Genomic DNA, 12,686 nt, shown 5'->3' on the forward strand with positions numbered 1-12,686 from the left:
ATGGCAAAGACCTCCATGGTCAACCGCGACATCAAGCGGGAAAAGCTGGCAAAGAAGTACGCTGAAAAGCGTGCAGCTCTGAAGAAGATCGTGTCCTCCGTGGACGCGACCTACGAAGAGAAGATCGACGCCGCAACCAAGCTGGCCAAGCTGCCGCGCGATTCGTCGCCGAGCCGCCAGCGCAACCGTTGCGAGCTGTCGGGTCGTCCGCGTGGCGTCTACAGCAAGTTCGGCCTCGGCCGTAACAAGCTGCGTGAAGCCACCATGCGTGGCGACGTCCCGGGTCTGCGCAAGGCCAGCTGGTAATCCCAGCCGGCCCTGCGATCAGGAGCCCCTCCGGGGGTTCCTGAACCGGGCAGGGGAAGCATTCAGCTTTCCCGACGCAAAAAAACCGAAGAGCCCGGCGCAAGCCGGGCTCTTTTGGCGTATACTCCCGCGTCTTGCCCTGCGCAAACGGGGTCGTAGGAGTGGGCTTCCGGCCCGCTGCATCAAGGGACCTGGCCCGTTTCCAGGAGACAACAGATTTTCGCGAAAGCGGATATCGGTGCACTCAAAGGTACTCATATGAGCATGACTGATCCCATCGCCGACCTGCTGGTCCGCATCAAGAATGCGGCCGCGGTTGGCAAGCAGACGGTGAAAGCCCCGTCGTCCAAGATCAAGGTTGCGATCGCCCAGGTCCTGAAGGACGAGGGTTACATCACCGACCTGCGCGTGACCCAGCTGGAGAACAACAAGTCCGAGCTGGAAATCGTGCTGAAGTATTTCGAAGGCAAGCCGGTCATCGCGACCCTGAAGCGCTTCTCGCGTTCGGGCCTGCGCCAGTACCGCGGCAAGAGCGAGCTGCCGAAGGTCATGAACGGCCTGGGTATCTCCATCATTTCCACCTCCAAGGGCATCATGACTGATGCGCAGGCGCGCCAGCTGGGCGTCGGCGGCGAAGTCCTGTGCTTCGTGGCCTAAGGCGAAAGGAGTAGAACTATGTCCCGCGTAGCCAAGAAGCCGATCGACCTGGGTAAGGTTGAACTGAACGTCCAGTCGGACAGCGTCACCGCCAAGGGCCCGAAGGGCTCCCTGTCGCTGGCCAAGCCGGCCGGTATTGCCATCAACGTCGACAACGGCGTTGCCACCCTGAGCACCGAGAACGCCGAGCTGGTCGCACTGACCGGTACCGTGCGTGCGATCCTGGCCAACATGGTCAAGGGCGTGTCCGAAGGCTTCGAGCGCAAGCTGGAGCTGGTCGGCGTGGGTTACCGTGCTGCCATGCAGGGCAAGGACCTGAGCCTGTCGCTCGGTTTCTCGCACCCGGTCGTGTTCGTGGCGCCGGAAGGCATCACCATCACCACCCCGACCCAGACCGAGATCCTGGTCCAGGGCGCTGACAAGCAGGTCGTCGGTGAAGTTGCCGCCAAGATCCGTGCGTTCCGCAAGCCGGAGCCGTACAAGGGCAAGGGCGTGAAGTACTCCGACGAAGTCATCATCCGTAAGGAAGCCAAGAAGGCGTAAGTGCGAGTCCCTCGCAAGAGCCCGCACATCCATGTGCGGACTCCTCAGGGAAAAGCCCATCCTTCAGCTTTCAAGGAACAATCAAAATGAACAAGAACATCGCCCGCCTGCGTCGCGCCAAGTCGACCCGCGCCCACATCCGTGAGCTCGGCGTCGCCCGCCTGTCGGTGCTGCGCACCGGCCAGCACCTGTACGCCCAGGTCTTCACCGCCGACGGTTCCAAGGTGCTGGCTGCCGCCAACACCACCCAGACCGACGTCATGGAAGGCCTGAAGAACGGCAAGAACGCCGACGCCGCCGCCAAGGTCGGCCGCATCGTTGCCGAGCGCGCCAAGGCCGCCGGCATCGAGAAGGTTGCCTTCGATCGTTCGGGCTACCGCTACCACGGCCGCATCAAGGCCCTGGCAGAAGCCGCCCGCGAAGCCGGCCTGCAGTTCTAAGGGATAAGGGCAGGGGACCTGTGGTCTCCTGCCCGCCTGCTCGCCCGCCTGAGTGAGGCGGGACGGCGCCACTCTTCTGCAGTGGTCCACCGGAACAACGCGACATTCCACAACCATAAGCGGCCTCGAGCCGTACATACCCAAACAACCAAGGAATCAACATGGCAGAAGAGCGTCAGCAGCGGGGTCGCGATCGCGACCGTAACCGCGAAGAGAAGATCGACGACGGCATGATCGAAAAGCTGGTCGCGGTCAACCGCGTCAGCAAGACCGTCAAGGGTGGCCGCCAGTTCACCTTTACCGCCCTGACCGTGGTCGGCGACGGCGAAGGCAAGGTCGGTTTCGGTTATGGCAAGGCCCGCGAAGTGCCGGTCGCCATCCAGAAGTCGATGGAGCAGGCCCGCAAGAACCTGGTCAGCGTTGACCTGAACAACGGCACCCTGTGGCACACCATCAAGGATGGTCACGGCGCAGCCCGCGTGTTCATGCAGCCGGCTTCGGAAGGTACCGGTGTGATCGCCGGCGGTGCCATGCGCGCCGTGCTGGAAGCCGTTGGCGTGAAGAACGTGCTGGCCAAGGCCACCGGTTCGCGCAACCCGATCAACCTGGTGCGTGCCACCGTGAAGGGCCTGTCTGCTGCGCAGTCGCCGGCCCGCATCGCGGCCAAGCGCGGCAAGAAGGTGGAGGAACTCAACCATGGCTAATGAGTCCAACAAGACTGTCAAGGTCCGCCTGGTGCGTGGCCTGCGTGGCACCCAGTCGCGTCACCGCCTGTCGGTGCGTGCCCTGGGCCTGAACAAACTCAACGATGTGCGTGAACTGAAGGACAGCCCGCAGGTGCGCGGCCTGATCAACAAGGTTCAGTACCTCGTCCAGGTTGAGGAGTAATCGACCATGACTCTGCGTCTCAATGAACTGAGCCCGGCACCGGGCGCCCGCACCGAGCGTACCCGCGTCGGTCGCGGTATCGGCTCGGGCCTGGGCAAGACTGCCGGCCGCGGCCACAAGGGTTCGTTCGCCCGCAAGGGTGGCGGCAAGATCAAGGCTGGCTTCGAAGGCGGCCAGACCCCCATGCAGCGTCGTCTGCCGAAGATCGGCTTCCGTTCGCCGATCGCCAAGGACACCGCTGAAGTGCTGCTGTACGCGCTGGACAAGCTGCCGGCCGGTGAGATCGACTTCGCCGCCCTGCGTGCTGCCAAGCTGGTCCCGAGCACCGCGAAGAAGGCCAAGGTCGTCGTCAAGGGCGAAGTGACCAAGGCGTTCACCCTGAAGGGTATCGCTGCCACGGCGGGTGCCAAGGCCGCGATCGAAGCTGCCGGCGGCAGCGTAACGGAGTAAGAAAATCATGGCGCAAGCTGGCATCGGTAACCTCGCGGGCGGAATGGGCAAGTTCACTGAACTTCGCCAACGTTTGCTGTTCGTCGTCGGGGCTTTGATCGTCTATCGCATCGGCTGCTACGTGCCGGTGCCGGGCGTCAATCCCGATGCCATGCTTGCCATGATGCAACAGCAGGGCGGCGGCATCGTGGACATGTTCAACATGTTCTCGGGCGGCGCCCTGCACCGTTTCAGCATCTTCGCGCTGAACGTGATGCCGTACATCTCGGCATCGATCGTGATGCAGCTGGCCGTGCACATCTTCCCCGCCCTGAAGGCGATGCAGAAGGAAGGTGAGTCCGGCCGCCGCAAGATCACCCAGTATTCGCGCATCGGCGCCGTGCTGCTGGCAGTGGTGCAGGGCGGTTCGATCGCGCTGGCCCTGCAGGGCCAGGTCTCGCCGTCGGGCGCTCCGGTCGTGTACGCACCGGGCATGGGCTTCGTGCTCACCGCCGTGGTCGCGCTGACCGCCGGCACCATGTTCCTGATGTGGGTCGGTGAGCAGGTCACCGAGCGCGGCATCGGCAACGGTGTGTCGTTGATCATCTTCGCCGGTATCGTCGCTGGCCTGCCGGGTGCGATCATCCACACCTTCGACGCCTACCGCGACGGCAACATCCAGTTCATCCAGCTGCTGCTGATCGCCATCGTCGTGCTCGCCTTCACCTTCTTCGTGGTGTTCGTCGAGCGTGGCCAGCGCCGGATCACGGTCAACTACGCGCGCCGCCAGGGCGGTCGCAATGCGTACATGAACCAGACCTCGTTCCTGCCGCTGAAGCTCAACATGGCCGGCGTCATCCCGGCGATCTTCGCCTCGAGCCTGCTGGCCTTCCCGGCCACCCTGGCCATGTGGTCCGGCCAGGCCGCCAACCAGAGCAGCTTCGGCCAGGTCCTGCAGAAGGTCGCCAACGCGCTGGGCCCGGGCGAGCCGCTGCACATGATCGTCTTCGCCGCGCTGATCACCGGTTTCGCGTTCTTCTACACCGCGCTGGTGTTCAACTCGCAGGAAACCGCCGACAACCTGAAGAAGTCGGGCGCGCTGATTCCGGGCATCCGTCCGGGCAAGGCCACTGCCGACTACATCGACGGCGTGCTGACCCGCCTGACCGCGGCCGGCTCGGCCTACCTGGTGATCGTCTGCCTGCTGCCGGAACTGATGCGCACGCAGCTGAACGCCTCGTTCTACTTCGGCGGTACTTCGCTGCTGATCGTGGTGGTGGTGGTGATGGACTTCATCGCCCAGGTGCAGGCGCACCTGATGTCCCACCAGTACGAGAGCCTGCTGAAGAAGGCCAACCTGAGGGGCGGCAACCGCGGCGGTTTTGCCCGCGGCTGATTGGCCTGTTATACTTTCGTCTTCCTGACGTGATGGTCCCTCCGCTTCGCGGACTCCGGCCACACAAACGAAGGGCGGCCCCCGCAGCGGTTCCGGGTGGGGGTGTGATGAGGTGGTCCCGCGCTGGAGTAGCGCGGGCGGCTCCGGGGGAAACCCCAGGTCCAACCCCATCCGGCGCCGGAGCCTGGGCACACTCCCCAGGCCGGGTTCATGAAACCAATGGTTTCACGGGCTTCCATGTAAACCGGAACCTTGTTAGTATCGCTAGTTCACTTTTTTGATCCATCCTGCCGGATTGGCGTGCCCGAGGCGCGCTGTCGGCCATCACTCAGCTGGAGAACCGCGTCATGGCGCGTATTGCAGGCGTCAACCTGCCAGCCCAGAAGCACGTCTGGGTCGGGTTGCAAAGCATTTACGGCATCGGCCGTACCCGTTCGAAGAAGGTCTGCGAAGTCGCAGGCGTTGCTTCGACCACCAAGATCCGCGATCTGTCGGAGCCGGAAATCGAGCGCCTGCGCGCCGAAGTCGGCAAGTACATCGTGGAAGGCGATCTGCGCCGTGAGATCGGCATCGCGATCAAGCGCCTGATGGACCTGGGCTGCTACCGCGGCCTGCGTCACCGTCGTGGCCTCCCGCTGCGTGGCCAGCGCACCCGTACCAACGCCCGCACCCGCAAGGGTCCGCGCAAGGCGATCAAGAAGTAAGGGACTGAGAAATGGCTAAGCCCGCTGCTAAGACCAAGAAGAAGATCAAGCGCGTCGTCACCGACGGCGTTGCCCACGTCCACGCTTCGTTCAACAACACCATCGTCACCATCACCGACCGCCAGGGCAACGCTCTGTCGTGGGCGACCTCCGGTGGCGCTGGCTTCCGCGGTTCGCGCAAGTCGACCCCGTTCGCTGCCCAGGTGGCTGCTGAAAAGGCCGGTCGTGCTGCGCTGGACTACGGTGTGAAGTCGCTGGAAGTCCGCATCAAGGGCCCGGGTCCGGGCCGTGAGTCGGCCGTGCGTTCGTTGAACAACGTCGGCTACAAGATCACCAACATCATCGACGTGACGCCTATCCCGCACAACGGGTGCCGTCCGCCGAAGAAGCGTCGCGTCTAAAGGGAGCGATAAGAAATGGCTCGTTATATCGGTCCTACCTGTAAGCTCGCCCGTCGCGAAGGCGCCGACCTGTCCCTGAAGAGCCCGGCGCGTGCGCTGGACTCGAAGTGCAAGCTGGAGCAGAAGCCCGGCCAGCACGGCGCCACTGCCCGCAAGGGCAAGCTGTCCGACTACGCCACCCAGCTGCGTGAAAAGCAGAAGGTCAAGCGTATCTACGGCCTGCTGGAGCGTCAGTTCCGCAACTACTACAAGAAGGCCTCGACCAAGAAGGGCAACACCGGCGAGAACCTGCTGCAGCTGCTGGAAACCCGCCTGGACAACGTCGTCTACCGCATGGGCTTCGCCGTGACCCGTCCGGCTGCCCGTCAGCTGGTGTCGCACCGCGGCGTCACCGTGAATGGCAAGTCGGTCAACCTGGCTTCGTACCAGGTCAAGGCTGGCGACGCCATCGCCCTGTCTGAAAAGGCTGCCAAGCAGCTGCGCGTCCAGGAAGCCCTGACCGTCGCCGCCCAGCATGACCTGAGCCCGTCGTGGGTTGAAGTGGATTCCGGCAAGTTCACCGGCATCTTCAAGGCTGTTCCGGATCGTTCGGATCTGCCTGCGGACATCAACGAAGCGCTGATCGTCGAGCTGTATTCGAAGTAATTCACATTGGAGAGCCCCCGGCGACGGCCGGGGGTTCACTAGGAGAACCCGCAACATGACGGTTACCGCCAACCAGGTTCTGCGTCCTCGCGGTCCGCAGATCGAACGCCTTACCGACACCCGTGCAAAGGTCGTTATCGAACCTTTGGAGCGGGGTTACGGGCATACGCTGGGTAATGCCCTGCGTCGCGTGCTGCTGTCGTCCATCCCGGGCTTCGCCATCACGGAAGTCGAAATCGACGGCGTGTTGCATGAGTACACCACGGTCGAAGGTCTGCAGGAGGACGTGCTCGAAGTCCTGCTGAACCTGAAGGACGTGGCCATCCGTATGCACTCCGGCGACAGCGCCACCCTGTCCCTGTCCAAGCAGGGCCCGGGCGTTGTCACCGCTGCCGATATCAAGGTCGACCACAATGTGGAGATCCTGAACGGCGAACACGTGATCTGCCACCTGACCAAGGATACGGCGATCAACATGCGTCTGAAGATCGAACGTGGTTTCGGCTACCAGCCGGCTGCCGCGCGTCGTCGTCCGGACGAAGAAACCCGTGCCATCGGCCGCCTGGTCCTGGATGCCTCGTTCTCGCCGGTCCGCCGCGTCGCCTATGCCGTTGAAGCGGCCCGCGTCGAACAGCGTACCGACCTGGACAAGCTGGTCATCGATATCGAGACCAACGGCACCATCGACGCCGAGGAAGCCGTGCGCACCGCCGCCGACATCCTCAGCGACCAGCTGTCGGTGTTCGGTGACTTCACCCACCGCGACCGCGGTGCGGCGAAGCCGGCCAACAACGGCGTGGATCCGGTGCTGCTGCGCCCGATCGACGATCTGGAGCTGACCGTGCGTTCGGCCAACTGCCTGAAGGCTGAAAGCATCTACTACATCGGCGATCTGATCCAGAAGACCGAAGTGGAGCTGCTGAAGACCCCGAACCTGGGCAAGAAGTCGCTCACCGAGATCAAGGAAGTGCTGGCTCAGCGCGGCCTGTCGCTCGGCATGAAGCTGGAGAACTGGCCGCCGGCCGGTGTCGCCAGCCACGGCATGCTGGGCTGATATCGGTAATGCCTGAAGGCTCCACCGTTCGCGGTGGGGCCTTCAACGCAACACAACATGCCACGACGAACCGCAGGTTCGCGGGGCAGGTCGTCCAGGACGGGCGGCCAGGACCAACCGCAGTCCGCGCAGCAACGCCAGGAAGGCGACAACGATCCGCACAGCCTCATCATTAACCAAGGAATATCACCATGCGTCACCAGAAGTCTGGCCGTAAGTTCAGCCGCACCAGCGCCCACCGCGAAGCGATGTTCAAGAACATGGCTGCCTCGCTGTTCAAGCACGAGCTGATCAAGACCACCCTGCCGAAGGCCAAGGAACTGCGCCGCGTTGCCGAGCCGCTGATCACCCTGGCCAAGGTCGACTCCGTCGCCAACCGCCGTCTGGCCTTCGCCCGCCTGCGCGACAACGAAGCCGTGGGCAACCTGTTCACCATCCTGGGCCCGCGCTACGCGAACCGTCCGGGCGGCTACCTGCGTCTGCTGAAGTGCGGCTTCCGCGCCGGCGACAACGCGCCGATGGCCTACGTCGAGCTGGTCGACCGTCCGGTCGTGGCCGAGGAAGTGGCCGAGTAATCGGACTGCTCGAACGCGACACAGCGAAAGCCCGGCCTCTGCCGGGCTTTTGCGTTCTGGTAGCGCCGGGCCATGCCCGGCGTTTCCGTATCCGCTACGCTCGCCGGGCATGGCCCGGCGCTACCTGCGGCACAATGCGACCCACACCGTTCCGACGGGCGTCACCTGTGGTGGTTCAGACGGCGCGCACTCTCGGTTACGCTTGGCGCCTGATCCATTCGAGCGTTGACGATGAATCCACTGCGCTGGCCCTTCCGCGCCCAGTTCTTCCTGGGCTTCCTGATCTGCGCGGGCCTGCTCGGCTACGCGATCTTCCTGCAGCTGAAGATGGGCCTGGAGCCGTGTCCGTTGTGCATCTTCCAGCGCCTGGCATTTGCCGCGCTGGGGCTGCTGTTCCTGATCGGTGCACTGCACGGGCCTTCCAACCGTCCCGGCCGCGCGACCTATGGCGTGCTGGCCTTCATTGCCGCCGCAGTGGGTGTCGGCATCGCCGCGCGCCACGTCTACGTGCAGATGCTGCCGCCGGAAATGGGTTCCACCTGTGGCCCGCCGCTGGCCTTCCTGAGCGAGACCATGGGGCCGCTGGAAGTGTTCCGCACCGTGCTGACCGGTACCGGCAACTGCGGCAACATCGACTGGACGTTCCTGGGCCTGACCATGCCGATGTGGTCGGCCGTGTGGTTCGTGCTGCTGGCGCTGTGGGCGCTGGTGGTGTCGCTGCGCAAGGTCAAGCGCTGAAGCAGGGCAGTGCCGGCCGCTGGCCGGCACTACCTCAGAAGTCCTGCTGCAGGCTCAGGTAAGCGCCACGGCGCGGCCCCCACTGCGGGGCGAACACGCCGACACCGCCGCCATCACGCAGCTGGTAGCTGCGATCCAGTGCGTTGATCACGGCCAGCTGCACGTGCAGCGGATGACCGCTGTCGGCGTTGAAATCGTGTCCGGCGCTGAGATTCACCTGCAGGTAGGACGGCAGCTCGCCACCATTGGGCACGCCCTCGATGTCCGAACGCAGGCCGCTGCCGAACACGTAGTTGGCCCCGATCCGGTTGTGCCCGGCGAAGGCGTAGCTGAGGCCACCGGACGACGTCAGCTTCTGGTCGTGGTCGAGGTGGATCCAGTGGTTGGCCACATAGGCCAGCGCGTCCGGATCGAGGTTGTACTGGCCGGTGATGACGTCGGTACCGATGGCCTTGTTCAGCGCGGCGTTGAAGTAGGCGCTGAACGGACCGTTGCTGTAGTCGGCACTGAACTCCAGGCCGCGGATATGGCCACGGCGATAGTTGAAGGTCGAATAGATGTAGGCGGCGCCGAACTGGCCTTCGTCCTGCAGGCGGGCGACGCGTCGGTCATACGCATCCAGGCCCAGGGTCAGGTGCTCGCCCAGTTGCTGCGAGACGCCGATGTCGTAGTAGTCGCTGCGCTCGGCCAGCGGCGTGTTGTTGCCGCCGCTGGGCTGCTGGTTGGTGGTGCCGTCGTATAGCGCGATGTCGCTGCTGGCGATCAGTTCGCTGGCCGGTGGCGTGAAGTAGCGTGAATAGCCGGCGTGCACGGTGGTGCTGTCGCTGGCATTCCAGACCACGCCCACGCGCGGGCTGAGCTGGCCCTCGGTGTGGCCGAAGGCTTTGTAGCGGTCGCCACGCAGGCCGTAGTTCACGGTCCAGTCGTCGCCGAGCTTCCATTCGTCCTGCACGTACAACGCCAGCGTGCTGGCATGGAACGCGCTGCGGTCAGGTATCAGCAGCGGTGTGGTGCTGGACTGCTGGCCGGCATCATCAACCGGGAATACCCAGCTGTTGTTGCTGGCCCGCGCGTTCTCGTAGTTGCCGTACAGGCCGTAGCGCAATGTGTGGTCGTTGCCCAGTGGGGTGGAGAAGTCGGCCTGCAGGGTGTTGGCGCGGTTGCTGCGCTGGACCTGCGAGGCGACGCCGCTGAACACCAGATCGCCGACCACATCGGGATTGAAGCCGACATCGCTGTATCGCTGCCCGGCCGAGACCTGGTAGGCGGTGTCGCCCAGTGTGCCCTGCAGCACCAGCATGCCGAAGCGCGTGGTCTCGCGCTGGGTCTCATCCAGCTGGCTGGAATCGAAGGTGGTGGTGTCCAGGTAGCCGAACTGCGGCGTCTGGCCGGGGTTGACCGGAATCTGGAAGCGGTTGTTGGCGAAGCCAGCGAACACGCTCAGGCGGGTGGTGTCGTTGACCAGATAGGTCAGGTCGGCGAACGCCTTGCCTTGGTGGGTATCGTCATGCTCCGGCTTGCGCGAACGGGTCGGGTTCTCCAGGCCGACTTCGTTCTGGTCGTAGTTGCCGGTCAGGAACCAGCTCCAGCGCCCCTGCGAGCCCCACCATGAGGCATTCGGATTGACCTTGCCGAACGAGCCGGTGGTGATGCCGACGCTGCCGCCATTGCCGAGCTCGGCGCCACTGCGGGTGGTGATGTCGACCACCGCGGCGGTGCGCTCGCCGAACTGTGCTGGCAATGCCCCGTCCATCAGCCGGATGCTCTTGATCGTGCGCGCATCCAGGGTCTGGCCGAAGCCGGAGATCGATTCGGGCAACAGCACGCCGTTGATGCGGTACTGCAGATTGGCGTGGTCGCCGCGCACGTGCACGCCGCCATAGGAATCCTGGACCACGCCCGGCGCCTGCAGCAGCACCTGGCTGAGCGGCGCGGAGGCGCCCAGCGGCTGCTTCTGGATGTCCTCGGCGGTGATCTGGTACTGGCTGCTGCCGATGTCCGGCGACAGTGCGTTGCGGGCCTGGTCGAGCTGGGCGCTGACGGTGACCGTGTCGAGGTCCTTCACGGGAGCGGCGGCATCGGCGGCCACAGCGAGGGAAGGCAGGCTGGCCAGGGTCAGGGCGAAGGTGATGCCGGTAGCGAGCAGGGAGGGCTTCATGGCGGATACGCTGTGGAAGGGGCCAATGGGAATTGAGTGTTACTTCGTAACAGTGCGTGGCGAATCATGCGCCTGTCCGGCTGGCCGTGGGCATGCCGCTTTTGGCCGATCGCGATGCCCTTTCCCCGGCGTTCAGTCATGTGCAGACGCCGTTCGACCCTTTGCGACAGCGGTCGGCTCTGCGACCATGAACGTCTCCCACCTCCGGAAGCCTGCAATGAGCCTGTCCGCCGTTTCGCCTGTCCCCGATCCCGTCGCAGCGGCCACCGGCGCTGCCTGGTCGCCGGAGAGCTGGCGTGGCAAGACCGCGCTGCAGATGCCGACCTACCCGGACCCTGTGGCGCTGGACGCTGCCCTGCACGAGCTGAAGCGGCTGCCGCCGCTGGTCACCTCGTGGGAGATCCTGGCGCTGAAGCAGCAGCTGGCCGAGGCCCAGGAGGGCAAGCGCTTCCTGCTGCAGGGTGGCGACTGCGCCGAGAATTTCAGCGACTGCGAATCGGGCACCATCTCCAACCGCCTGAAGGTGCTGCTGCAGATGAGCCTGGTGCTGGTTCACGGCCTGCGCCAGCCGGTGATCCGCGTCGGTCGTTTCGCCGGCCAGTACGCCAAGCCGCGTTCGGCCGATACCGAGACCCGCGACGGTGTGACGCTGCCGAGCTACCGCGGCGATGTGATCAACGCGCCGGCCTTCACCGAGGCGGCGCGCCTGCCGGACCCGAAGCGGATGCTGCAGGCCCACGCGCACTCCGCGATGACGATGAACTTCGTGCGGGCGCTGATCGATGGTGGCTTCGCCGACCTGCACCACCCCGAGTACTGGAACCTGGAGTGGGTAAGCCACTCGCCGCTGGCCGCCGAGTACCAGAAGATGGTGGCCTCGATCGGTGATGCGGTGCACTTCATGGAGACTCTGGCTGGGGCCCGCGTGCACAACCTCAACCGCATCGATTTCTACACCTCGCACGAGGCGTTGCTGCTGCCCTACGAGCAGGCGCTGACCCGGCAGGTGCCGCGCCAGCAGGGCTGGTTGAACCTGAGCACGCATTACCCGTGGATTGGCATGCGCACCGCTGCGCTCGATGGCGCACACGTGGAATACCTGCGTGGCGTGCGCAATCCGATCGCGATCAAGGTCGGCCCATCGGTGACGCCGGACCAGCTGCTGCGCCTGATCGACGTGCTCAACCCGCATGACGAACCGGGCCGCCTGAGTTTCATCCACCGCATGGGTGCGGCGCAGATCGCCGAGAAGCTGCCGCCGCTGCTGGATGCGGTCAAGCGCGATGGCCGTCGCGTGCTGTGGGTGTGCGATGCGATGCATGGCAACACCGAAAGCACCGCCAACGGTTTCAAGACACGTCGCTTCGACAATGTGCGTGGCGAAGTGGAGATGTCGTTCGATCTGCATGCGGCCGCAGGCACGCGCCTGGGGGGTGTGCACCTGGAGCTGACCGGCGAAGACGTGACCGAGTGCACCGGTGGCGCGCGCGAACTGACCGAGCGTGACCTGGAGCGCGCGTATCGTTCAACGGTGGACCCGCGGTTGAACTACGAGCAGTCGCTGGAGATCGCGATGGCGATCGTGCGCAAGCAGGAGCAAGTGCGGTAAGGGTTTTTCGGCAGGGCTTGCAGCCCTGCACCTGCCCAGAATCCGAAGCAACAGCAAAAGCAACAGCAGAAGCGGCATTCCGTGGGATGGCGGGGCGGTGTGGGTGGTCAGGACACGCCGTAAACCCGTCCATGGGGGCTCGA

Annotated in this window: 16 protein-coding genes; 15 read left to right on the plus strand and 1 reads right to left on the minus strand. The window is 64.6% G+C overall.

From position 1 onward, the window contains the following. The 14 genes from rpsN to G5A07_RS14310 all read left to right on the plus strand — a co-directional run bounded on the left by rpsN (position 1) and on the right by G5A07_RS14310 (position 8,776). Positions 1 to 306, plus strand: coding sequence for a 30S ribosomal protein S14 (gene rpsN / locus G5A07_RS14245; RefSeq protein ID WP_005408209.1), 306 nt, complete (start codon positions 1 to 3; stop codon positions 304 to 306). A 258-nt stretch (positions 307 to 564) separates the two neighbouring features. Beyond that, a complete protein-coding gene (rpsH, locus tag G5A07_RS14250) occupies positions 565 to 963 on the plus strand; it encodes a 30S ribosomal protein S8 (protein WP_005408210.1) in 399 nt (132 codons plus the stop codon). Positions 964 to 981: 18 nt separating this feature from the next. Further along, a complete protein-coding gene (rplF, locus tag G5A07_RS14255) occupies positions 982 to 1,506 on the plus strand; it encodes a 50S ribosomal protein L6 (protein ID WP_010483977.1) in 525 nt (174 codons plus the stop codon). Positions 1,507 to 1,586: 80 nt separating this feature from the next. Further along, positions 1,587 to 1,946 carry a 50S ribosomal protein L18 gene (rplR, locus tag G5A07_RS14260; RefSeq protein ID WP_174208984.1) on the plus strand — a complete coding sequence of 120 codons (360 nt, stop codon included), beginning with the start codon at positions 1,587 to 1,589 and terminating at the stop codon, positions 1,944 to 1,946. 161 nt (positions 1,947 to 2,107) lie between these two features. Further along, on the plus strand, positions 2,108 to 2,650 hold the full coding sequence (gene rpsE, locus G5A07_RS14265; protein ID WP_005408213.1) for a 30S ribosomal protein S5: 543 nt from the start codon (positions 2,108 to 2,110) through the stop codon (positions 2,648 to 2,650). Then, on the plus strand, positions 2,643 to 2,834 hold the full coding sequence (gene rpmD, locus G5A07_RS14270) for a 50S ribosomal protein L30 (protein ID WP_005408214.1): 192 nt from the start codon (positions 2,643 to 2,645) through the stop codon (positions 2,832 to 2,834). The genes rpsE and rpmD overlap by 8 nt, the downstream gene beginning before the upstream one ends. Positions 2,835 to 2,840: 6 nt before the next feature. Continuing rightward, complete coding sequence (rplO, locus tag G5A07_RS14275) at positions 2,841 to 3,284, plus strand: 50S ribosomal protein L15 (protein WP_004154498.1); 444 nt, start codon at positions 2,841 to 2,843, stop codon at positions 3,282 to 3,284. 7 nt (positions 3,285 to 3,291) lie between these two features. Continuing rightward, on the plus strand, positions 3,292 to 4,659 hold the full coding sequence (secY, locus tag G5A07_RS14280) for a preprotein translocase subunit SecY (protein WP_191863479.1): 1,368 nt from the start codon (positions 3,292 to 3,294) through the stop codon (positions 4,657 to 4,659). Between the two features lie 347 nt (positions 4,660 to 5,006). Next, on the plus strand, positions 5,007 to 5,363 hold the full coding sequence (gene rpsM, locus G5A07_RS14285; RefSeq protein WP_004154500.1) for a 30S ribosomal protein S13: 357 nt from the start codon (positions 5,007 to 5,009) through the stop codon (positions 5,361 to 5,363). Positions 5,364 to 5,374: 11 nt separating this feature from the next. Continuing rightward, complete coding sequence (gene rpsK / locus G5A07_RS14290; RefSeq protein WP_004145443.1) at positions 5,375 to 5,764, plus strand: 30S ribosomal protein S11; 390 nt, start codon at positions 5,375 to 5,377, stop codon at positions 5,762 to 5,764. A gap of 15 nt (positions 5,765 to 5,779) precedes the next feature. Beyond that, a complete protein-coding gene (gene rpsD, locus G5A07_RS14295) occupies positions 5,780 to 6,409 on the plus strand; it encodes a 30S ribosomal protein S4 (protein ID WP_004145446.1) in 630 nt (209 codons plus the stop codon). 55 nt (positions 6,410 to 6,464) lie between these two features. Further along, positions 6,465 to 7,463 carry a DNA-directed RNA polymerase subunit alpha gene (gene rpoA, locus G5A07_RS14300; RefSeq protein ID WP_010483975.1) on the plus strand — a complete coding sequence of 333 codons (999 nt, stop codon included), beginning with the start codon at positions 6,465 to 6,467 and terminating at the stop codon, positions 7,461 to 7,463. Positions 7,464 to 7,654: 191 nt separating this feature from the next. Then, the gene (gene rplQ / locus G5A07_RS14305; RefSeq protein WP_005408217.1) at positions 7,655 to 8,038 is read left to right on the plus strand and encodes a 50S ribosomal protein L17; all 384 of its coding nucleotides are present in this window, start codon (positions 7,655 to 7,657) and stop codon (positions 8,036 to 8,038) included. Positions 8,039 to 8,269: 231 nt separating this feature from the next. Then, positions 8,270 to 8,776 (plus strand): disulfide bond formation protein B, encoded by a 507-nt coding sequence (locus G5A07_RS14310; protein ID WP_043401431.1) that lies wholly within the window; start codon positions 8,270 to 8,272, stop codon positions 8,774 to 8,776. A 34-nt stretch (positions 8,777 to 8,810) separates the two neighbouring features. On the opposite strand, the gene G5A07_RS14315 is transcribed toward G5A07_RS14310, so the two are convergent. Beyond that, positions 8,811 to 10,934 carry a TonB-dependent receptor gene (locus G5A07_RS14315; RefSeq protein ID WP_049411415.1) on the minus strand — a complete coding sequence of 708 codons (2,124 nt, stop codon included), beginning with the start codon at positions 10,932 to 10,934 and terminating at the stop codon, positions 8,811 to 8,813. 217 nt (positions 10,935 to 11,151) lie between these two features. On the opposite strand from G5A07_RS14315, the gene G5A07_RS14320 reads away from it, so the two are divergent. After that, positions 11,152 to 12,543 (plus strand): 3-deoxy-7-phosphoheptulonate synthase class II, encoded by a 1,392-nt coding sequence (locus tag G5A07_RS14320; protein WP_010483972.1) that lies wholly within the window; start codon positions 11,152 to 11,154, stop codon positions 12,541 to 12,543. Positions 12,544 to 12,686 lie beyond the last annotated feature (143 nt).

This window comes from Stenotrophomonas sp. AS012628, assembly GCF_010608305.1.
Taxonomy (GTDB): Bacteria; Pseudomonadota; Gammaproteobacteria; order Xanthomonadales; family Xanthomonadaceae; genus Stenotrophomonas; species Stenotrophomonas geniculata.